Genomic DNA, 19,549 nt, shown 5'->3' with positions numbered 1-19,549 from the left:
TGATCTCATTTTTACATTACCGCGTTAACTTTATAAGGAAACTTAAATGATCATTTTACATACAAACCACGGTGACATTCACGTTGAGCTAGATTACGAAAAAGCACCTAAAACAGCGAAAAACTTTGAAGACTATGTGACTTCAGGTTTTTACGATGGCGTAATCTTTCACCGTGTCATTAATGGTTTCATGGTTCAAGGCGGTGGCTTTGAGCCAGGAATGACTCAAAAAGAAACTCGCACAGCAATCGAAAACGAAGCTGACAACGGCCTTAAAAATGAAGTAGGCACATTGGCGATGGCTCGTACAATGGACCCACACTCTGCATCAGCGCAGTTTTTCATCAACGTAGCAGATAACAGCTTCCTAAATCACCGTAGTAAAACACCAGATGGTTGGGGCTACGCGGTATTTGGTAAAGTGACTGCGGGTATGGATATCGTTAATAAGATCAAAGAAGTGAAAACAACAATGAAATCAGGACACCAAGATGTTCCTGTTGAAGATGTGATCATTGAAAGTGCTGAACTAGTAAAATAATGATTCGTTATTTTATTTCAGATTTACACCTGAGCCACAAACGCCCGGATCTTATCCGGGCGTTTGTACAAATGACCGAAGAGCTTATCGCACGCAATGAAAAGGCAGAGCTATATATACTGGGAGACTTCTACGAAGCATGGATCGGGGACGATTTTCAGGCAGACTGGAATACTCAGATAGAAAACGCCTTAGCAAGAGTATCGAAGTCAGGGATCTCTCTGTATTTCTTACACGGCAACCGAGATTTCTTAATTGGCAAAGCTTGGATAGATCGTGTTGGCGCGACGCTTATTCATGAACAGACCAAACTGGCTCTTGAAGATTGTGTTGTGCTGCTAACACATGGCGATGAATATTGCTTGGATGACACAGAATATCAAGCGTTTAGAAAAACCGTGCGCTCTAGCGAATGGCAACAACACATATTAGCGATGCCAATTGAACAGCGTATCGCGTTGGCGGCTCAGCTTCGCAATGACAGCAAGTCTATGGCGACCGAAAAATCTCTGGAAATCATGGATGTCACACCATCAGCGGTTGCTGAATCTTTAAATCAACATCATTGTAAAAGCCTAATACATGGACACACACATCGTCCAGATATTCATAAAGATGATCAACATTTGCGTTGTGTGCTAGGTGACTGGGATAAGTGTATTTGGCTGGCAAGTATTGAAGGTAAAACATACACTCAATCGAACGCAAGCGTGGAAGACTTTGAGCAAAAAGGATTACTTAGCCTAAAGGAAGTACACAGAGAATCACTTTATTAAGTGGGACCATAGCGTGTAGGTTCATAGGCTTTTAGCCATTATAACGAAAGCCAGCATAAGCTGGCTTTTTTTGCATATTCTATAAATACCTAGCGCTTCAAGAGCTCACGAACCCAAACTGTTTCTTCTCTATTACGCGAACGATTAAATTCAATGCTACGGTTATGAAGCATTGCCACTGCGCGGAAAAATGCATTATTCACGATCACAGGGCTCAATTGAATGCCATGTTCTTGCCACCAATGCTGCTGAGCCTTACACGTAAGTAGCTGGTATAAAAAATCCAACTCTAAAGACCCTTTATACATAGCATCCAAGTCGACAACAGGATCAACTTTCGCAATCTCTAATGCAAGCCAATGTGTCACATCTGGTAGAGTTTCACTCTTATGTATGCTCATTATATCCTCCAGAATCTCAAGAGTAATATTCTGAGGCCCTTGCAGATTCAAGGATCAAACATGGACCTTTCTATGAGTGTAGCACCCTACTCAAAAGTCACCAGAAGAAGTCTTTAAAGATTGTGGCATTTTGTAATTTACATCAAACTTGGTGGGCCACTGTGCATACGGAACTCTTCATCAGGCTCAGTAATTAACTTTTCTTCTAAGTCACGGAAAAAAGCCACACGATCATCAATTGGCTCATTAGAATATTCTTTTGCAAGCTCAAGATAATCTTGAAAGTGTCTCGCTTCAGATTTAAGCAAAGAAATATAAAACTTCGACAGCTCTTCGTCTAAATGGGGAGCGAGTGCGGCAAAGCGCTCGCAGGAACGCGCTTCAACAAAAGCGCCTATAATCATGGTATCAACCAAACGCGCAGGCTCATGAGTTCTGATATGCTTACGTAAGCCTTCAGCATAGCGTGAGGCCGTCAAATGATCATATGCGACATCGCGTTTTCGCATAATTTTATGTACTTGTTCAAAGTGCAATAACTCTTCTCGAGCCAAACGAGACATTTTATGCAGTAGGTTGTCGCGATCAACGTAACGATACATTAAACTCATAGCCGTTGAAGCGGCTTTCTTTTCACAATGAGCGTGATCATTAAGCAATAGAGTTTGATTCTCAAGTGCCCAATTTACCCATGCCTTAGGCGACTCACATGGAAGAAATTCAACAAGCTCTGGGTACGCAGATAACATTACTCTACCTTTTTATGTTAAAAAACGTGATTATACCTTGTATTAAGCACTTAGGCAGCAACGTCTTGATTTGGATATCAAATTCGTAATGAATGATTTTTATGACCCTCAGAAACTAAAAATTGGCCAACATGTTGGCGTAGAGCTAGATCCGTACGTCTTAAACTACCCAGTGGACAGTCGCAAAACGACATGGGTTGCAGATCAGGGTGGGCGCCCTTTTGTGCTACGATTTTATCAATCTGGCAAAGGCAAGGTAGAAGATTTTTTACAAAATGCCCGTAAATACGCTAGCGTAAAACATCCTGCCATCACTCCAAATTACCCACCCTTTTATTCTAATTTGTGGGTATTCTCAACGTCTGCTGTGTGCGGTGGTGAGAACTTATACAGTTTTTTAGGCAAATATCCAGATGGTGCTCCACTCAATGTGGTGATTAGCTTATTTGACAATATTGCTAAAGCATTGGATCAAGTACATAGAAACGGCTTGTTCCATGGTCATCTTGACTTAAGTTCCATCCATGTTGTTAATGGCCTAGGCATAATGACTGGGTTTGGCGCTCATAATTGGATGAAGCGTATTGAAGAGAGTGAAATGGATATCCGCCTTTTCCCTCCAGAGTACCTAAAAAAAGATCAGCAACGAACAGAAGCGGCTGATAAATACGCCTTTATGCGACTGTTAATGGCAACCTTGTTAGGGGAATCTATTCTTGATAAAGATTTCAGCACAGGGCTTCCAGATACGCATCCAAACCTTAGCGATGCGACTTGGGGACGTTTATTAAAATGGTGTAGAGACAGTGAACGCCATCGTCCTAAATCCTTAGCTGAAGTAATTCGCATTATTCGCGCCAACCTTTACAAGCAAGAAGTCAGTGATAGCTCTCCTACAAAACGCGCCGTTAAACGTTATATCCGCACACTATCGCCCATAAAATTAACGATAGGATCAATATTAACGTTAAGCATTATTGCTGCATTTGCTTTTTGGACCAACACGCCACCAGAGGAAGAGACCATTGCGGTTACCAAACCTCAACCACCAAAAGAGCCGGCAAAAACCCCTTTTGAGGCATTACCTCAAGTACTAGAAGAGCCGCTTATATCTGGCGGAACAGCCCCAAAGGTCGAAAAAATTCCTCCGGCCACCTTTATTATGGGAGATCAAAGTCGAATTGGCGATGACAATGAAAAACCTGCCCATGAAGTGGATATTCCGCGTGGCTTTTATATCAGCAAACATGAAGTGACTTTTAATCAATACGACAAATTTGCCAAAGCGACTGGTCGAGCACTCCCCCCAGACAATGGCTGGGGACGTGGACAAAGGCCAGTAATCAACGTTAGCTGGTACGATGCCAAAGCTTATACTGCATGGATTTCCAGTGAAACAAATGCCGAATACCGCCTACCCACTGAAATTGAATGGGAATACTCAGCCAGAGCCGATTCTAATACCGCATTCTGGTATGGCGATACAGTAAAAGCTGGTTACAGCGTTTGTGACAGCTGCGGAAGCCAGTGGGATGGTGTTTCTACCGCCCCTGTTGGTAGCCAAGCAAGTAACCCGCTAGGCCTTTTCGACATGCACGGAAACGTCGCTGAATGGGTTGAAGACTGCTATCACGATACTTATGAAGGCGCCCCAACCCAAAACCAAGTTTGGCTAGCAAACCAATGTGATAGCCGCGTTCTAAGGGGCGGATCATGGTTTGATATTCCAAGAGTTGGTCGTAGTTCCACTCGATATCGAGCAGAACCCGAGTTAAAAGCCAGCAATTGGGGATTCAGAGTGGTTAGGATTATTCAGCAATCAAATGATTTATCTAAATCAGAATAATTCCGCTAAATGTCACCTATTCGAAATTGTTATGGTCCACAGTAACTCTTTGGTGCTTTTTTTCTATAAAATAAGCACATCAAAAAAATGGTCTTAGAAGTTCCCGACTTGGTTGAATTGATTCAGCCAAGTCACCGTTTAAAGCGTAATGCCAGATAACGTAATAAAAATGAAATAGGAATACGGGCAGTCTTTCTGTTTCATTACTGTAAACGATCTGTATAAAACCGCTAATTAGGGAGAGATAATGAGGTTGAACGTACTATTTTCTCTAGAGCAAATACCGCTCACCTGATCTCAATTATTGGCACAGAACTTATCGAAAATTATTATTCAGAGGTGCAAATGAGCTTATATTTAGAGTACTTAAAAGAGATAGAGAATCGTAAAAGCCAAGGGTTGCACCCTAAACCTATCGACGATGGCAATCTATTAACTGAAATTATTGCTCAAATCAAAGATACTGGGCATGAACATCGCGAAGACTCCCTATCCTACTTCATCTACAACACCTTGCCTGGTACAACCAGCGCAGCGGCTGTTAAAGCAGAATTCCTTAAAGAAATTATCCTAGGTGAATCCAGTGTGAAAGAAATCACACCTGAGTTTGCTCTAGAGCTTTTATCCCACATGAAAGGCGGTCCTTCTGTTAAAGTCTTGATCGACCTTACTTTGTCTGACGATATGGCGGTTGCCGCTCCTGCTGCTGAGGTACTAAAAACTCAAGTATTCCTATACGAAGCAGATATGGAACGCCTTGAATCCGCTTATAAGGCTGGAAACGTACTAGCTAAAGACACGCTTGAAAGCTACGCTAAAGCAGAATTTTTCACCAAACTGCCTGACATCAGTGAAGAGATCGAAGTTGTAACTTACATTGCAGCCGAAGGCGATATCTCTACAGATTTACTGTCTCCTGGTAACCAAGCACACTCCCGCTCTGATCGTGAACTTCACGGTAAGTGCATGATTTCACCTGAAGCGCAGCAAGAAATTAAAGAACTTCAAATTAAGCACCCAAGCGCAAAAGTGATGCTTATTGCTGAAAAAGGCACAATGGGTGTTGGTTCTTCTCGTATGTCTGGTGTGAACAACGTGGCGCTATGGGCAGGCCAACAAGCAAGCCCATACATTCCATTCGTAAACTACGCTCCAGTTGTTGCTGGTACAAACGGTATCTCACCAATCTTCATGACAACGGTAGGTGTTACTGGCGGTATTGGTCTTGACTTGAAAAACTGGGTTAAGAAAGTAGACGAAAATGGCAAGCCGGTTCTTGATGAAAACGGCGATACTGTTCTTGAGCAAGCTTACTCTGTTGAAACAGGTACAGTTTTAACAATTAATACCAAAGAGAAAAAACTTTACAATGGCGACAAAGCGCTAGTAGATGTTTCTTCTGCATTCACTCCACAGCAAGTTGAGTTCATGAAAGCGGGTAGCTCTTACGCTGTTGTTTTTGGTAAGAAACTACAAACGTTTGCTGCAGAAACTCTAGGCATTCCAACTCCTACTGTCTACGCTCCAGCGCAAGAAATCTCTAACGATGACCAAGGTCTAACGGCTGTTGAGAAGATTTTCAACAAAAACGCTGTCGGTGTGAAATCTAAGAAAGCACTGCATGCAGGCTCCGATGTTCGCGTTAAAGTAAACATCGTTGGCTCACAAGACACGACAGGCTTAATGACAGCTCAAGAGCTAGAGTCTATGGCTGCGACTGTTATTTCTCCAAGTGTTGATGGCGCTTACCAATCAGGCTGTCACACAGCGTCTGTTTGGGACTCTAAAGCACAAGCTAACATTCCAAAATTGATGTCTTTCATGAATAAGTTTGGTTTGATTACTGCTCGTGATCCAAAAGGCGTCTATCCTCCAATGACAGACGTTATCCACAAAGTATTGAATGACATTACAGTTGATGACACAGCCATCATTATCGGTGGTGACTCGCATACTCGTATGTCTAAAGGTGTGGCTTTTGGTGCAGACTCTGGAACCGTTGCTCTTGCCTTGGCAACAGGTGAAGCAACTATGCCGATTCCTGAATCAGTCAAAGTAACCTTCAAAGGCGAAATGAAAAACCACATGGACTTCCGTGATGTGGTACACGCTACTCAAGCTCAGATGCTTAAACAGTTTGGCGGCGAAAACGTATTCCAAGGCCGTGTCATCGAAGTGCACATCGGTACACTGATGGCAGACCAAGCGTTCACCTTTACTGACTGGACTGCTGAGATGAAAGCGAAAGCTTCCATCTGTATTTCTCAAGATGAGACGCTAATTCAATCTCTTGAACTTGCGAAAAAACGCATTCAGATCATGATTGATAAAGGCATGGAAAATGAAGCCAAAACACTACATGGCTTAATTGAACTTGCTGACAAGCGTATTGCTGGTATTACTTCTGGCGAGCAACCTGCCCTAGTACCTGATAACAACGCTCACTACTATGCAGAAGTTGTCGTCGATCTTGATGAAATCGTTGAACCAATGATTGCCGATCCAGACGTAAACAACGATGATGCTTCTAAGCGTTACACTCATGACGTGATTCGCCAAGTTTCTTACTACAAAGATAAGCCTGTTGATTTAGCGTTTGTTGGATCTTGTATGGTTCATAAAGGCGACATGCAAATCATCGCTCAGATGTTGCGTAACCTTGAAAAACAAAACGGCAGTGTGTCCTTTAAAGCGCCTCTAGTTGTTGCTCCACCAACATACAATATTGTTGATGAGTTAAAAGCTGAAGGTGACTGGGATATCCTGCAGAAATACGCTGGATTCGAATTTGATGATGCTAAACCTAAAGGCGAAGCTCGTACTAAATACGAAAATATTATGTATTTGGAGCGCCCTGGATGTAACTTGTGTATGGGTAACCAAGAAAAAGCTGAGCCAGGCGATACAGTTATTGCGACCTCTACTCGTTTGTTCCAAGGCCGTGTGGTTGCCGATTCAAAAGAGAAGAAAGGCGAATCTTTGCTTGGCTCTACGCCAATCGTTGTACTTTCTGCTATTTTGGGACGTTTCCCAACATTGGAAGAATACAAAGCTTCTGTTGCAGGCATCAAACTAACGGACTTTGCGCCGCCGCTTGATGCAATGACAATGGCTCCAGTAGAGTTTATTCCAGTAAATAACGTTTAAGCTCTGCCATAAGATCATATTGTTAATATGATTCAATGCCGCTGCCTATTCTATAAGAGCCCAAGGGCCAAACTTATAAAGTAGCAGCGGCATTTTTATGTCAGCCTGATAGATAAAACTCATAGCAGAATTCGACAAAAACAAAAAAGCCCCGCTATGCGAGGCTTATCCTAGAAAGGTTGATTTACTAAATAACTTCTCGTTCTACCAGTTCATCAAACTCTGCTTGTAACTGTTGCTCTACAGGACTTTCTACATCTTTGGCATTGATATGATGTTGTCGGCCTGCATGCTTCGCTTTGTGCTTAATTAGTTGCTTCTCTAGCTTACCGACCAGAAGGTCAAGTGCCGGCTTAAGTTGTTTATCGGTTTTAACCGTTGCAAAAAGATCATGACCAGGAATATGAACACTGGCTTCCACTATTAATTCATGAATCTCATGCTTCTCTGTGTTTAGTATCACTTTAATGGTCGTAATCTGATTATTGATACGTGCCAAGTGATCCATTTTTTCTTTTACTACTTCTTGAACTTCTTCACCAGATTGGACGTGGTGACCGCTAATATTCAATGTATACATAGAGAATTATCCTTCTATTTTAGTCAGTTTTTTTATTAACTTAAGTCTTCTTTCTCCTCTGCTGCTCTTACTTATAATCTATGGGTGATATCGTTTTATTTCAATGCCTAGAGTGTAAATACTTGCTCAAGATCATGAACAAAACACAGCAATCAAAAAAACCGACTCAACACCCTTAAATACTTTATATATCAATACCATAAATCTTCTACAGAAAATTTATTTCGATGCGATATTGATAAAGTAATTAGTTTTGTTCCCTATAGCAAGCTTTAGTTTCATCATGAAAAGCGCCGCTATTGACGCAAGCCACTTGCCTCATTAAATCAGTGTAGCAGTCCCAGAAACAATTGAGAGACGAATTTCTATACTTCTACACATAAGCGTATAAAAAATACTAATCACCACCACGAAATCGAGAAGCGCACTTTTTTATTAGCCATAAATAGCTAAAAAGCATTAATTAGCCATTTTAGGCTAAATTTGTATTTTTAGTCATAAACGGCTAAATTACTCTGACGAACTAGAGGGAACAGCGCATGAAGCAGACAATCAAACCCATTGCCGTGATAAGCGGTGATGCCATTAACTCGACCAAACTCACTTCTGATGAATTCGAACAATTACTACAACGAGTTAAAGAAATTCAAACGTGGATCACTGAAGGGAACACCTCTAACCTCCACAGCATTGAGCGCGGAGATGAATTTCAGACGGTCGTGCATGACATTCAAAATGCACTCAGATATGCGATTCTTTATCGGATCGGCATTAAATCCCTTGGCAAAGCCTTTGACAGTCGCATTAGCTTTGCTATTGCCTCTAACGCGGACTTACGCAGCTCAGTATCGGAGTCAATGGGAGAAGCTTTTGTTTTATCTGGCCGGGGATTAAAAGCCCTGAAAAGCGACCGCTTCACTTTCCAATCGGAACATGCCGAACTCACAGAACGCTTTGATCTACTCTTCAAATACTTGGATAGACAGATCACCGAGTTAACCTCGCGACAATGTGCAGTATTAGTTCCCATGCTACGAAATCAAGAAGGTTTGTCTGTGAGCGAGCTTGCAGATAAACTCGACATTGCCACAGCGACAGCCAGCAAATCACTGAAAGCATCAGGCTGGCCACTGATAAGTGAGCTAAATAGTCTATTTATAAACCAAGTAACAGGGCTTAAAGATGACTGATTTTACCAGCCTACTCGTATCATTTTTACTGATCCATATTCTTTGTGACTTTTATCTTCAACCAAAGCATTGGGTAGAGGAAAAGAAAGAGAAAAAAATCAAATCACCAAGGCTCTATTTGCATTCGATTTTACACGGCGTGGCCTTACTCATTCCTTCGTTAATCCTAAAGATAGAGTGGATTAACATCGTCAGTATCATCACGATCGTTACCATTACTCATTTCATCATCGATCTATGGAAAGTCAGTACAACCAAAGGCGACGCCTTTTCACGCTTTGCCATTGATCAAATATTGCATGTACTGGTGTTGATCTCTACGGTTTTTTACGTCACTGACAGCATCAACATTACTGAACTACTACAGCATGATCAGATGCCAGAAATCATCCTGATAACTTTTGCTTACTTGCTAATACTCAAGCCAACCTCAGTCACAATCGGCTGCATTTTAAGCAAGTATCCAATTTCAGGGAGCGAAGAAGAAAATGTTAACGGCTTGGTTGCTGGCGGTGAATTAATCGGGTATCTAGAACGAATATTGATATTAACTTTCACGCTAGTAGGCAGCTACGCCGCTATAGGCTTTGTATTAGCGGCCAAATCAATCTTCAGATTTGGCGAACTCAATAAATCAAACGATCGAAGCATGGCTGAATACATGCTAATTGGATCGTTAGTGTCCGTTGTTATTACAACTCTGATAGGCATACTAGTGATACTCAGCTTAGACATAGAAATCAGCTAACTTATTGCCTCCCCTGTTTCGTTATGCCATAAAAAAACCCGCTTACAGCGGGTTTTTAGGCGTTATTTGAAAACAGTTATTAGTCTTCGATTAGGATGCGTAGCATACGACGTAGTGGCTCAGCAGCACCCCATAGCAATTGATCCCCTACTGAGAAGGCACTGATGTATTCAGGCCCCATGTTCAGCTTACGAATACGGCCTACAGGAATACCAAGCGTGCCAGTAGCGACCGTTGGCGTTAGACGCTGCATTGTTGCTTCTTTATCGTTTGGTACAACATCAACCCACTGATTGTGCTCAGCAAGCAGACCTTCAATATCCGCAACAGGAATGTCCTTGTTAAGTTTAATAGTGTACGCCTGGCTATGGCAACGCATTGCACCGATACGTACACACAGACCATCAACCGGGATAGGCTTTCCATCAATGCCAAGAATTTTGTTCGCTTCCGCTTGCGCTTTCCACTCTTCACGGCTTTGACCGTTATCCAGCTGACTATCAATGTAAGGAATCAGAGAGCCTGCTAGAGGTACACCAAACTGATCTGTTGGCAGATTTCCAGAACGCATTGTTTCAGCGACTTTACGATCGATCTCTAGGATAGCACTCGCTGGATCGGCAAGTTCACTTGCAACAGAATCTTGCAACATACCCATTTGATTGATTAACTCACGCATGTGACGAGCACCGCCACCAGAAGCGGCTTGGTAAGTCATAGAGGTCATCCATTCGATATGACCTTTTTCAAACAACCCACCTAGCGCCAATAACATCAAGCTTACAGTACAGTTACCACCAACAAAGGTTTTAACGCCAGTTGTTAAACCTTTCTTAATAACATCCAAGTTAACAGGATCAAGTACAATGATGGCATCTTTCTCCATACGCAAAGAAGATGCCGCATCGATCCAGTAACCCGTCCAACCAGCATTACGCAACTGAGGGTAAATAGCCTTGGTATAATCCCCACCTTGGCAGGTAATAATTACATCCATCTTCTTCAATGCTTCAATATCGCTCGCATCTTGAAGTAATGGAATATCTTTACCAATTTCTGGACCTTTCTGCCCCGTTTGAGATGTAGTGAAAAACACTGGATCAATATGATCAAAGTCTTTTTCTTCCATCATGCGTTGCATCAACACGGAACCGACCATTCCGCGCCATCCGACTAAACCTACAGTTTGTTTTGACATGGTTAACGTTACCTTTTTTTGTGGGGCCACTCATACCAAGAGCAGTATCCCTAATGAATGCCCAATATCGTTATGATATTAGGCTTTTAATGCTGCTAGCACGGCATCACCCATGGCTTGCGTACTAACAGTTTCGCACCCTTTTGATGCTATATCTGACGTTCTTAGACCCAAATCTAGAACCTTACTTACCGCTGCTTCAATCGCATCAGCCGCGTCTTTTGCATCCAAAGAGTATCGCAACATCATAGCAACAGACAAAATGGTCGCTAGTGGATTCGCAATTCCTTGGCCCGCGATATCTGGCGCAGAACCGTGACATGGTTCATACATACCACGACCTTCAGCATTCAGAGAAGCAGAAGGTAGCATACCAATTGAGCCTGTCAACATCGCAGCGGCATCAGAAAGGATATCACCAAACATATTGCCAGTAACCATTACATCAAACTGTTTTGGTGCCCGAACAAGCTGCATAGCAGCATTATCTACTAGCATATGAGTCAATTCGACGTCTGGATACTCTTTTGCGACTTCTTCCATGATCTCTTTCCAAAGAACCGTCACTTCAAGAACGTTGGATTTATCAATTGAGCATACACGTTTACCACGTTGACGAGCCGCCTCAAAAGCAGAACGACCGATACGACGAATCTCAGATTCGTTGTAAACATAGGTGTTAAAGCCTTCTCGCTCACCATTCTCTAGCGTACGAATACCACGAGGTTGGCCAAAATAAATGCCACCTGTCAGTTCACGAACAATCAGAATATCCAAACCGGCAACAATTTCCGGCTTCAAACTAGAGGCTTCAGCCAACTGTGGATACAAGATTGCAGGACGCAGATTTGAAAACAATTCAAGATTAGAGCGTAAGCCAAGCAAGCCTTTTTCAGGGCGAACAGACATGTCTAATTTGTCCCACTTAGGTCCACCAACTGCACCAAGTAAAATCGCGTCTGCCGCTTTTGCCTTCGCTAATGTTTCTTCTGGTAATGGAGAGCCCGTTTCGTCATAAGCTGACCCGCCAACCAATGCGCTTTCATGCTTAATATTCAATGAAAACTGTTCATTCACCGCATCCAACACACGAACCGCTTGCGCTACGATTTCTGGACCAATACCGTCACCCGGTAATACCAATACATTCTTAGTCATGTTAAATCCTTAAAACCTATATCTTGAGTTTACTGACCGCGTGACAAGAACAGCCACGGCGCCTCATTCATGCGTTTTTCTTCATAGCGACGAATCGCTGCATCTTGCTGTAGCGTCAAGCCAATATCATCCAAACCATTCAATAAACAATGCTTACGGAAATTATCGACGTTAAACTCAAATGTCGCACCGGAAGGTGACGTAACTGTTTGGTTTTCAAGATCGACAATCACTTGAGCACCTTCGCGTAATGCAACTTCAGCGAACAATTGATCCACTTCTTCTGCCTGCAAGACAATAGGCAATAAACCATTTTTGAAACAGTTGTTATAAAAGATGTCAGCAAAACTTGGAGCAATAATTGCGCGAAATCCGTAATCATCTAACGCCCAAGGGGCGTGTTCACGGCTAGAACCACAACCAAAGTTCTGACGAGCCAATAGTACACTCGCACCTTGGTAGCGATCTTGGTTCAACACAAAATCCTTACGTAAAGGACGTCCAGAGCAATCTTGATCTGGCTGACCTTCGTCTTCATAACGAAGCTCATCAAATAAATTTTTACCAAAGCCAGTTCGCTTGATGGATTTCAAGAACTGCTTTGGAATGATCATATCAGTATCAACGTTCGCCAAATCCAAAGGAGCGGCTAGACCTGTATGTTTAGTAAAAGGACGCATACTGTTCTCCTAGTGTTTAACAAACTCATTAACATCAACAAAGTGACCTGCAATCGCTGCTGCCGCGGCCATTGCTGGGCTAACCAAATGCGTACGACCACCAAAACCTTGACGACCTTCAAAGTTACGGTTCGAAGTAGACGCACAATGCTCACCAGCCCCTAGTTTGTCAGCGTTCATTGCCAAACACATAGAGCAACCAGGCTCACGCCATTCTAATCCAGCCGCTTCGAAAATCTCGTGCAAACCCTCTTTTTCCGCTTGCGCTTTTACTAAGCCTGAACCCGGAACAACAATCGCTTGTTTTAGAGTCGGTGCCACTTTACGGCCTTTAACCACTTGAGCGGCAATACGCAGATCTTCAATGCGTGAGTTTGTACAAGAACCGATGAAAACGCGGTCTAGAACAACATCCGACAACATGGTTTTGCCTTCAAGACCCATGTACTTCCAAGCACGAGCATAGCCCTCTTTTTTCACAGGGTCTTTTTGGTCCTCTGCACGTGGAATAGGTTCATCAATCGCGATCACCATTTCAGGTGATGTTCCCCAGGTAACCTGCGGCTTGATGTCTTCGGCTTTAATCACTACCACTTCATCAAATTGCGCATCTTTATCTGAAACAAGATCTTTCCATGCTTCTACCGCCATATCCCAGTGCTCGCCTTTTGGCGCATAAGGGCGATCTTTAACGTATTCAATTGTCGTCTCATCCACTGCGATCAAACCAACGCGAGCGCCCGCTTCAATGGCCATGTTACAGACCGTCATACGACCTTCCATAGACAAAGATTGAATACCTGTGCCACCAAACTCGATGGCATAACCCGTACCACCTGCAGTGCCGATCGCACCGATAATGGCCAAAACGACGTCTTTAGCAGATACCCATGGTGACAATTCACCATCAACACGAACAAGCATGTTACGGCTTTTCTTCTGCACTAGACATTGAGTTGCCAATACGTGCTCAACCTCTGACGTACCAATACCATGCGCCAAAGCACCAAAAGCACCATGGGTAGAAGTATGAGAATCACCACATACCACTGTCATACCAGGAAGCGTCGCACCTTGTTCTGGCCCAACAACGTGTACGATTCCTTGGCGAATATCTTTCATGTTGAATTCAGTGATGCCGAATTCGTTACAGTTATCATCCAAAGTCGTTACTTGGATCTTAGAAACAGGGTCTTCAATACCATCGACACCAGAAATACGCTCTTTTTTGGTCGTAGGCACGTTATGGTCTGGCGTTGCTAAACTTGAAGACACGCGCCAAGGCTTACGCCCAGCCAATCGAAGCCCTTCAAATGCTTGTGGTGATGTCACTTCATGAAGTAGCTGCAAATCGATATAAATCAATGCACTACCGTCATCTCGTTGCTGAACAAGGTGGCTATCCCACAACTTGTCATAAAGGGTTTTCGCTGACATAAGTTCTCTCCTCAGAAATCTATTGCGCTATCCTAAAACTTTGGCTTAAATTACTCAAATTCATATTTTTCATGTTTTGGATAATTTTTTGGAATGATTGACATTGCCGAACTGCTGACTTTCATAAAAGTCGCCGAAACCAGCTCTTTTTCAGAAGCTGGAGATCAACTTTTCGTCACCCAACCTGCTGTTAGTAAACGAGTTGCCTCGCTTGAAAACAGCCTTGGGGTAAAACTTTTTGATCGCATTGGCCGGCAAGTACAATTAACTGAAGCAGGTATTCGCCTGTTGCCCAAAGCGAGAAAAATGGCTGAAGACTTGCAAGACATCAAGCGCAGCATGACATTACAGATGCAAGACGTAAGTGGTGAATTGCGTATTTCTACAGGTCATCATATTGGTTTGCACCGTTTACCTAAATCTCTCAAACGATTTCAACAAGATTACCCTAGCGCGCAGTTGGAAATTGAATTTGTGCAATCTGAAGAAGCCTACCAAGATGTTTTGAAAGGCCGAGCTGAATTAGGGATTATCACCTTATCGAATAAAGAAAACCCTCTTATTGAATCTTTGCCAATCTGGTCAGATCCGCTGACTTGTGTGGTCAGTAAAGACCACCCTCTCGCACTTTATCGCCATGTCAGTTTAATGGATTTGGCGCAACATGCTTGCGTATTACCTAATAAAAACACCTTCACACGACAAATTGCCGAGCAAGCGTTTGGTAAACAAGGGTTAAAGCCGCAAGTAAGAATGAATACTAATAATCTAGAAACCTTAGCAATGCTGGTTAACATTGGTTGGGGGTGGTCTCTACTTCCGTCAACATTAGTTGATGACAGGCTCGTTGTTTTGAATTTACCAGACCTCAACGTCGAAAGAATGCTTGGTGTTATTCATCACAAACAACGTACATTAAGCCGCGCAGCCATCGCTTTTATAGAATTGCTAAAAAGCGACAGCTCCAGTTTGTAATTCCTTTAACGACGCTGACTGATAACAAGAATGGTCAGTGCCAAAGCACTTACACATGCGGCCAAGGTGAAAACCCAGGCACCGCCTAACCATTCCCAAAGATAACCTGTGATAACCATTCCAAGTCCACCGCCTAAGCCAATAGCAAATGCGCTGTACATTGCTTGGCCTTGGCCAGCAAAGCGCTCAGGAAAAAGGCGGCGTATTTGCTCAATAGAAACCATGTGAAATAAAGCAAAGGTTACACAATGCAGCAGCTGGGTAAAAATAACGACCCATACTACAGAAGCAAACCAGCCAATTAACACCCAGCGAACAATACCGCACACAAAACACAGTATAATCACATGGACCACATCAAATCGTTTAATGGTATTGCCAAAAAATAAGAACAAGAAAATCTCAATGACCACACCCAACGCCATCAGCAAGCCAATGTGCTCACCGCTATAGCCAAAATTGGATAAGTGCACAGCAAAAAAGACATTAAAAGGCGCGTGAGACATAAAGGCTAAAAAGGCCAGACCAAAAAACAGCAACGACTCTGGATGTTTAAGCAGTGAGAAAAAAGACGTAGTCGCCTTTTGTTGATTAACTTCATAAGCCTGCTCTTTCAAAAAGAAAGAAGTGACCACTGCAAGCCCCATAAAGACACACATGGTAGGAATAACAACCGCAGTGCCAAACTTGCCAATTAAAAACCCTGCACTGGTGACTGCAAAAACATAACCAATCGAACCTCCCGCCCTTAATCGCGTATAAGGCACGTCAAGGTGGCGAATACTTCTCACCGTTAACGAATCGGTCATTGGTATAAGAGCAGAATAAAACAGCGCCATCGTACAAGTAAGAAGCCATAAGGTTTCAAACTGATCGCTCCAATTAAACGGAAGCACTGCAATGAAGCAGCCTAAAATCCCTAATTGCAGCGTGCGTTTTGGTAAACCAACTTTGGCAGTTAGCCACCCCCAGAAATGCGGCACTAAAATACCGGACAAGGTAAAAGTAGACATCAAACGTCCGATTTCAGATGCGCTTAAACCTATCGATTTATAGTACATCGAAATATAGGGCATCATGACACCGACAACCGCACAGAAGAAAAAGTAAAAAAAGAATAAAGGCCAAGCTATAGGGCGTGATTTTTCAGAAAACATCATGTCTCCATGGGGTGCAAATAAGATAATTATCAATCAAGACAATAAAATATTATGCATAACTAATAATGTTTGAGTATGCTGGAATTACAGAAAAAAAGCACGACAGAGAATGGAACTAATCCTCTATAAATCTAATAAATTCTGTTAACGCTTAGACCCAATCATCCCTATTTTAGAGAGAAGAATTATGATGAACGATCAAGAGTGGTGGCGTGGCGCAGTAATTTATCAGGTTTATCCCCGCAGTTTCTTTGACTCAAATAACGACGGTATAGGCGATCTTCCCGGTGTAACAGCGAAGATGAGTTATATCGCCTCTCTTGGCGTCGATGCTATTTGGTTGTCTCCTTTTTTCACCTCTCCCATGAAAGACTTTGGCTACGATGTATCGGATTACTGCGGGATAGATCCTATTTTTGGCGATTTGGCTGATTTTGATGAGTTGGTTGCCTCCGCACATCATCACGGCATTAAAGTTATGATAGATCAAGTACTAAACCACAGTTCAGATCAACACCCGTGGTTTGTTGAATCAAGAAACAGTCGCGACAATGACAAAGCCGACTGGTATGTTTGGGCTGACGCTAAGCCTGATGGCACAGTTCCTAATAATTGGTTGTCTGTTTTTGGTGGCCCTGCCTGGCATTGGGACAGCCGTCGTAGGCAGTATTACCTACACAACTTCCTAGACAGCCAACCAGACCTGAATTTCCATAACCCCGTGGTCGTCGATACTTTACTTGATACCGTTGAGTTTTGGCTTAAACGAGGTGTTGATGGCTTCCGTCTAGATACGGCTAACTATTATTACCATGATTTAGAGCTTAGAAATAACCCGCCTAAAGAAGAGGTCATTGAAGGCAGTATCGGTGTCCGGCTCGACAACCCATATGCGTACCAGCTACATATATATGATAAATCAAGACCTGAAAATATCGCTTTTTTAAAACGTTTACGCCATTTGCTCGATCAATACCCAAATACCACCACAGTAGGTGAAGTCGGCTGTGATTTTGCCTTAGAAACCATGGCGGCGTACACGCAAGGCAAAGATAAACTGCACATGTGCTATTCATTCGACTTACTGACCCATGATTCCTCAATGACGCACATTCGTAATACCATGGAAACGATAGAAGCAGGATTAGGTGATGGATGGCCATGCTGGTCAATTGGCAATCACGACGTAGAGCGTGTGGTAAGTCGATGGGGAAAAAACCACGACATGGTAGCCAAAGGCAAAATATACATGGCGATGCTATTAACCTTACGCGGTAGTGTTTGTTTATATCAAGGTGAAGAACTTGGATTGCCGGAAGCGGAACTCACATTTGATCAATTGGTCGATCCGTTTGGTATCGCTTTTTGGCCTGAATTTAAAGGACGAGATGGCTGCAGAACACCGATTCCATGGAAAAATGAAGTATTAGGAGGTTTCACTCAGTCAGCTCAACCTTGGTTGCCTATTGCAGATTCCCAACGCTCTATGGCGGTAAGTGAACAAGAAGGTAATCGCCACTCTGTATTGCACGCTTATCGTGATTTTCTGCACATTAGACGAAGCCATCCAGAGCTGCGCTATGGCGATATCGAGTTTTTATACAACGATGAAACCACCCTCACCTTCGTCCGCCGTTATAAAGGGAAATGCATCTATGTGGCCATCAATACCGCAGAACAAGATATCATTTTACCGGTTGAATTCACTTTATCGCCGATCACTTTACCAGAGGCCATACAAAGTGGGTACGTAGATGGCGGTACAATCATACTTCCTCCATTTAGTATTTTACTGGCCTCTATTCTCGATTGACTTCGCTTCTTGAACATAGAACCTTGGGTAAAAAAATCCCGCTACTAACTAAGTAGAGCGGGATTTTAAACCATCATTAAAGGCGGTTAAGAAGAAAGCTGCTCTTGATTTGGCCAAGCGTTAATAATTGCTTTCACTAATGTTGCCAAGGGGATCGCGAAAAATATGCCCCAAAACCCCCAAATGCCACCGAAAAACAATACAGCAACAATAATGGCCAATGGATGTAAGTTCACCGCCTCTGAAAAAAGCAAGGGAACAAGTACGTTTCCATCTAATGCCTGAACAATTAGGTAAGCAACCACCACATAAATGAACTCACTCTGTGTCCCATACTGATAAAACGCCACAAGGACCACAGGAATCGTCACAGCCGCCGCACCAATATAAGGAATTAAAACAGATAGACCAACCAGCAAGGCAAGTAACTCCGCGTATTTCAAACCGAAGAACAAAAATACTAGGTAAGAAACAACGCCAACGACAACCATTTCGATGAATTTACCACGTATGTAATTGGCTATTTGGTCATTCATCTCGTGAGCGATGTTGCGCATCATTCTTCTTTCTTTCGGTAACCAAGATGTTAAATAATTAGAAATTCGCTCTTGGTCCTTTAGCAGAAAAAACATCACTAAAGGCACTAAAACGACATAGATCACCACAGCAAACATCGAAGGAATACTTGAAATAGAGAAGGAAACAAGCCATTGACCAAGGCTTGCGGACTCATTGGCCAAGGAGTTCGTTATCTCATCTATCGCTGATTGACTTACTAACTCGCTGTGCCCTTCCGCAAATTGCTGCACCTCATTACGAATAACCGTGAACATTCTTGGCGCATCCTGAACCAATCGCACAGCCTGACGCCAAACGATCGGCACCATCACGCCGATAAACACACTGCATGAGGTTAAAAAGGTAAAAAAGACAATGAAGACTGAAGGCGTATGACCAAGGCCTATCCTCTGTAATCGTTCAACAACGCCTTGTAGCAAGAACGCCAACACAATCGCAATTAAAATAGGAGCAAAAATTCCGCCCCAAAATGCCAACACACATACTGCAGAAATTAATAAAAGCAGAAAGACCACAACTTCTTCATTTGAGAAATATCGCTTAATGAGCGTGTCTACAATTTTAAACATAT

The 19,549-nt window shown here is 42.9% G+C and carries 17 protein-coding genes; 8 read left to right on the top strand and 9 right to left on the bottom strand.

The genetic code is table 11. The annotated features are described in order from the left end of the window. Nucleotides 1-46 precede the first annotated feature (46 nt). Both C1X04_RS08830 and C1X04_RS08825 read left to right on the top strand, forming a co-directional pair. On the top strand, nucleotides 47-541 hold the full coding sequence (locus C1X04_RS08830) for a peptidylprolyl isomerase (RefSeq protein WP_110572364.1): 495 nt from the start codon (nucleotides 47-49) through the stop codon (nucleotides 539-541). Next, nucleotides 541-1,317 (top strand): UDP-2,3-diacylglucosamine diphosphatase, encoded by a 777-nt coding sequence (locus tag C1X04_RS08825; protein WP_137169702.1) that lies wholly within the window; start codon nucleotides 541-543, stop codon nucleotides 1,315-1,317. Before C1X04_RS08830 ends, C1X04_RS08825 begins: the two co-directional genes overlap by 1 nt. Nucleotides 1,318-1,406: 89 nt before the next feature. Here C1X04_RS08825 and C1X04_RS08820 read toward each other — a convergent pair whose 3' ends face one another. Both C1X04_RS08820 and C1X04_RS08815 read right to left on the bottom strand, forming a co-directional pair. After that, entirely contained in the window at nucleotides 1,407-1,718 is a 312-nt protein-coding gene (locus tag C1X04_RS08820; RefSeq protein ID WP_110572360.1) for a hypothetical protein, read from the bottom strand. Nucleotides 1,719-1,855: 137 nt separating this feature from the next. Next, nucleotides 1,856-2,467 carry a tRNA-(ms[2]io[6]A)-hydroxylase gene (locus C1X04_RS08815; RefSeq protein WP_110572358.1) on the bottom strand — a complete coding sequence of 204 codons (612 nt, stop codon included), beginning with the start codon at nucleotides 2,465-2,467 and terminating at the stop codon, nucleotides 1,856-1,858. Between the two features lie 88 nt (nucleotides 2,468-2,555). Here C1X04_RS08815 and C1X04_RS08810 point away from each other — a divergent pair, with 88 nt between their 5' ends. Together C1X04_RS08810 and C1X04_RS08805 are read left to right on the top strand one after the other, a co-directional pair. Next, nucleotides 2,556-4,313: a formylglycine-generating enzyme family protein gene (locus tag C1X04_RS08810; protein ID WP_110572356.1), complete on the top strand. Its 1,758-nt coding sequence runs from the start codon at nucleotides 2,556-2,558 to the stop codon at nucleotides 4,311-4,313. Between the two features lie 345 nt (nucleotides 4,314-4,658). Further along, nucleotides 4,659-7,460 carry a bifunctional aconitate hydratase 2/2-methylisocitrate dehydratase gene (locus C1X04_RS08805; protein WP_110572355.1) on the top strand — a complete coding sequence of 934 codons (2,802 nt, stop codon included), beginning with the start codon at nucleotides 4,659-4,661 and terminating at the stop codon, nucleotides 7,458-7,460. A 187-nt stretch (nucleotides 7,461-7,647) separates the two neighbouring features. Here the strand turns inward: C1X04_RS08805 and raiA are convergent, their stop codons facing one another. Beyond that, a complete protein-coding gene (gene raiA, locus C1X04_RS08800; RefSeq protein WP_110572353.1) occupies nucleotides 7,648-8,040 on the bottom strand; it encodes a ribosome-associated translation inhibitor RaiA in 393 nt (130 codons plus the stop codon). 539 nt (nucleotides 8,041-8,579) lie between these two features. On the opposite strand from raiA, the gene C1X04_RS08795 reads away from it, so the two are divergent. Together C1X04_RS08795 and C1X04_RS08790 are read left to right on the top strand one after the other, a co-directional pair. Continuing rightward, on the top strand, nucleotides 8,580-9,230 hold the full coding sequence (locus tag C1X04_RS08795; RefSeq protein WP_110572351.1) for a sigma-70 family RNA polymerase sigma factor: 651 nt from the start codon (nucleotides 8,580-8,582) through the stop codon (nucleotides 9,228-9,230). Further along, the gene (locus C1X04_RS08790) at nucleotides 9,223-9,978 is read left to right on the top strand and encodes a DUF3307 domain-containing protein (RefSeq protein ID WP_137169701.1); all 756 of its coding nucleotides are present in this window, start codon (nucleotides 9,223-9,225) and stop codon (nucleotides 9,976-9,978) included. Before C1X04_RS08795 ends, C1X04_RS08790 begins: the two co-directional genes overlap by 8 nt. A 79-nt stretch (nucleotides 9,979-10,057) precedes the next feature. On the opposite strand, the gene asd is transcribed toward C1X04_RS08790, so the two are convergent. The 4 genes from asd to leuC form a co-directional block, all read right to left on the bottom strand. Beyond that, the gene (gene asd, locus C1X04_RS08785) at nucleotides 10,058-11,176 is read right to left on the bottom strand and encodes an aspartate-semialdehyde dehydrogenase (protein ID WP_110572347.1); all 1,119 of its coding nucleotides are present in this window, start codon (nucleotides 11,174-11,176) and stop codon (nucleotides 10,058-10,060) included. Between the two features lie 78 nt (nucleotides 11,177-11,254). Then, nucleotides 11,255-12,334, bottom strand: coding sequence for a 3-isopropylmalate dehydrogenase (leuB, locus tag C1X04_RS08780; protein ID WP_137169700.1), 1,080 nt, complete (start codon nucleotides 12,332-12,334; stop codon nucleotides 11,255-11,257). Nucleotides 12,335-12,363: 29 nt separating this feature from the next. After that, nucleotides 12,364-13,014: a 3-isopropylmalate dehydratase small subunit gene (gene leuD / locus C1X04_RS08775; protein ID WP_137169699.1), complete on the bottom strand. Its 651-nt coding sequence runs from the start codon at nucleotides 13,012-13,014 to the stop codon at nucleotides 12,364-12,366. A 9-nt stretch (nucleotides 13,015-13,023) separates the two neighbouring features. Further along, on the bottom strand, nucleotides 13,024-14,451 hold the full coding sequence (gene leuC, locus C1X04_RS08770) for a 3-isopropylmalate dehydratase large subunit (protein WP_110572341.1): 1,428 nt from the start codon (nucleotides 14,449-14,451) through the stop codon (nucleotides 13,024-13,026). 93 nt (nucleotides 14,452-14,544) lie between these two features. Here leuC and C1X04_RS08765 point away from each other — a divergent pair, with 93 nt between their 5' ends. Next, complete coding sequence (locus tag C1X04_RS08765) at nucleotides 14,545-15,426, top strand: LysR family transcriptional regulator (protein ID WP_110572339.1); 882 nt, start codon at nucleotides 14,545-14,547, stop codon at nucleotides 15,424-15,426. Between the two features lie 5 nt (nucleotides 15,427-15,431). Here the strand turns inward: C1X04_RS08765 and C1X04_RS08760 are convergent, their stop codons facing one another. Next, on the bottom strand, nucleotides 15,432-16,583 hold the full coding sequence (locus tag C1X04_RS08760; protein WP_110572337.1) for an MFS transporter: 1,152 nt from the start codon (nucleotides 16,581-16,583) through the stop codon (nucleotides 15,432-15,434). A gap of 193 nt (nucleotides 16,584-16,776) precedes the next feature. Here C1X04_RS08760 and C1X04_RS08755 point away from each other — a divergent pair, with 193 nt between their 5' ends. Then, nucleotides 16,777-18,399 (top strand): alpha-glucosidase, encoded by a 1,623-nt coding sequence (locus C1X04_RS08755; RefSeq protein ID WP_137170748.1) that lies wholly within the window; start codon nucleotides 16,777-16,779, stop codon nucleotides 18,397-18,399. An 86-nt stretch (nucleotides 18,400-18,485) separates the two neighbouring features. On the opposite strand, the gene C1X04_RS08750 is transcribed toward C1X04_RS08755, so the two are convergent. Continuing rightward, a complete protein-coding gene (locus C1X04_RS08750; RefSeq protein WP_137169698.1) occupies nucleotides 18,486-19,547 on the bottom strand; it encodes an AI-2E family transporter in 1,062 nt (353 codons plus the stop codon). Nucleotides 19,548-19,549: the final 2 nt, after the last annotated feature.

The sequence above is a fragment of the Marinomonas sp. FW-1 genome, assembly GCF_005222245.1.
Lineage (GTDB): Bacteria > Pseudomonadota > Gammaproteobacteria > Pseudomonadales > Marinomonadaceae > Marinomonas > Marinomonas alcarazii.
Note: the sequence above shows the minus strand (reverse complement) of the source record. Positions and strands in the feature narration are given on the sequence as shown.

Excerpts from the sequence above, each read along its gene's own strand:
- C1X04_RS08790 (WP_137169701.1), top strand. The coding sequence starts at position 9,223 with ATGACTGATTTTACCAGCCTACTCGTATCATTTTTACTGATCCATATT.
- C1X04_RS08820 (WP_110572360.1), bottom strand. The coding sequence starts at position 1,718 with ATGAGCATACATAAGAGTGAAACTCTACCAGATGTGACACATTGGCTT.
- C1X04_RS08810 (WP_110572356.1), top strand. The coding sequence starts at position 2,556 with ATGAATGATTTTTATGACCCTCAGAAACTAAAAATTGGCCAACATGTT.
- leuD (WP_137169699.1), bottom strand. The coding sequence starts at position 13,014 with ATGCGTCCTTTTACTAAACATACAGGTCTAGCCGCTCCTTTGGATTTG.
- leuC (WP_110572341.1), bottom strand. The coding sequence starts at position 14,451 with ATGTCAGCGAAAACCCTTTATGACAAGTTGTGGGATAGCCACCTTGTT.
- C1X04_RS08765 (WP_110572339.1), top strand. The coding sequence starts at position 14,545 with ATGATTGACATTGCCGAACTGCTGACTTTCATAAAAGTCGCCGAAACC.
- raiA (WP_110572353.1), bottom strand. The coding sequence starts at position 8,040 with ATGTATACATTGAATATTAGCGGTCACCACGTCCAATCTGGTGAAGAA.
- C1X04_RS08825 (WP_137169702.1), top strand. The coding sequence starts at position 541 with ATGATTCGTTATTTTATTTCAGATTTACACCTGAGCCACAAACGCCCG.
- C1X04_RS08795 (WP_110572351.1), top strand. The coding sequence starts at position 8,580 with ATGAAGCAGACAATCAAACCCATTGCCGTGATAAGCGGTGATGCCATT.
- C1X04_RS08830 (WP_110572364.1), top strand. The coding sequence starts at position 47 with ATGATCATTTTACATACAAACCACGGTGACATTCACGTTGAGCTAGAT.
- C1X04_RS08750 (WP_137169698.1), bottom strand. The coding sequence starts at position 19,547 with ATGTTTAAAATTGTAGACACGCTCATTAAGCGATATTTCTCAAATGAA.
- C1X04_RS08760 (WP_110572337.1), bottom strand. The coding sequence starts at position 16,583 with ATGTTTTCTGAAAAATCACGCCCTATAGCTTGGCCTTTATTCTTTTTT.
- asd (WP_110572347.1), bottom strand. The coding sequence starts at position 11,176 with ATGTCAAAACAAACTGTAGGTTTAGTCGGATGGCGCGGAATGGTCGGT.
- C1X04_RS08755 (WP_137170748.1), top strand. The coding sequence starts at position 16,777 with ATGAACGATCAAGAGTGGTGGCGTGGCGCAGTAATTTATCAGGTTTAT.
- C1X04_RS08815 (WP_110572358.1), bottom strand. The coding sequence starts at position 2,467 with ATGTTATCTGCGTACCCAGAGCTTGTTGAATTTCTTCCATGTGAGTCG.
- C1X04_RS08805 (WP_110572355.1), top strand. The coding sequence starts at position 4,659 with ATGAGCTTATATTTAGAGTACTTAAAAGAGATAGAGAATCGTAAAAGC.
- leuB (WP_137169700.1), bottom strand. The coding sequence starts at position 12,334 with ATGACTAAGAATGTATTGGTATTACCGGGTGACGGTATTGGTCCAGAA.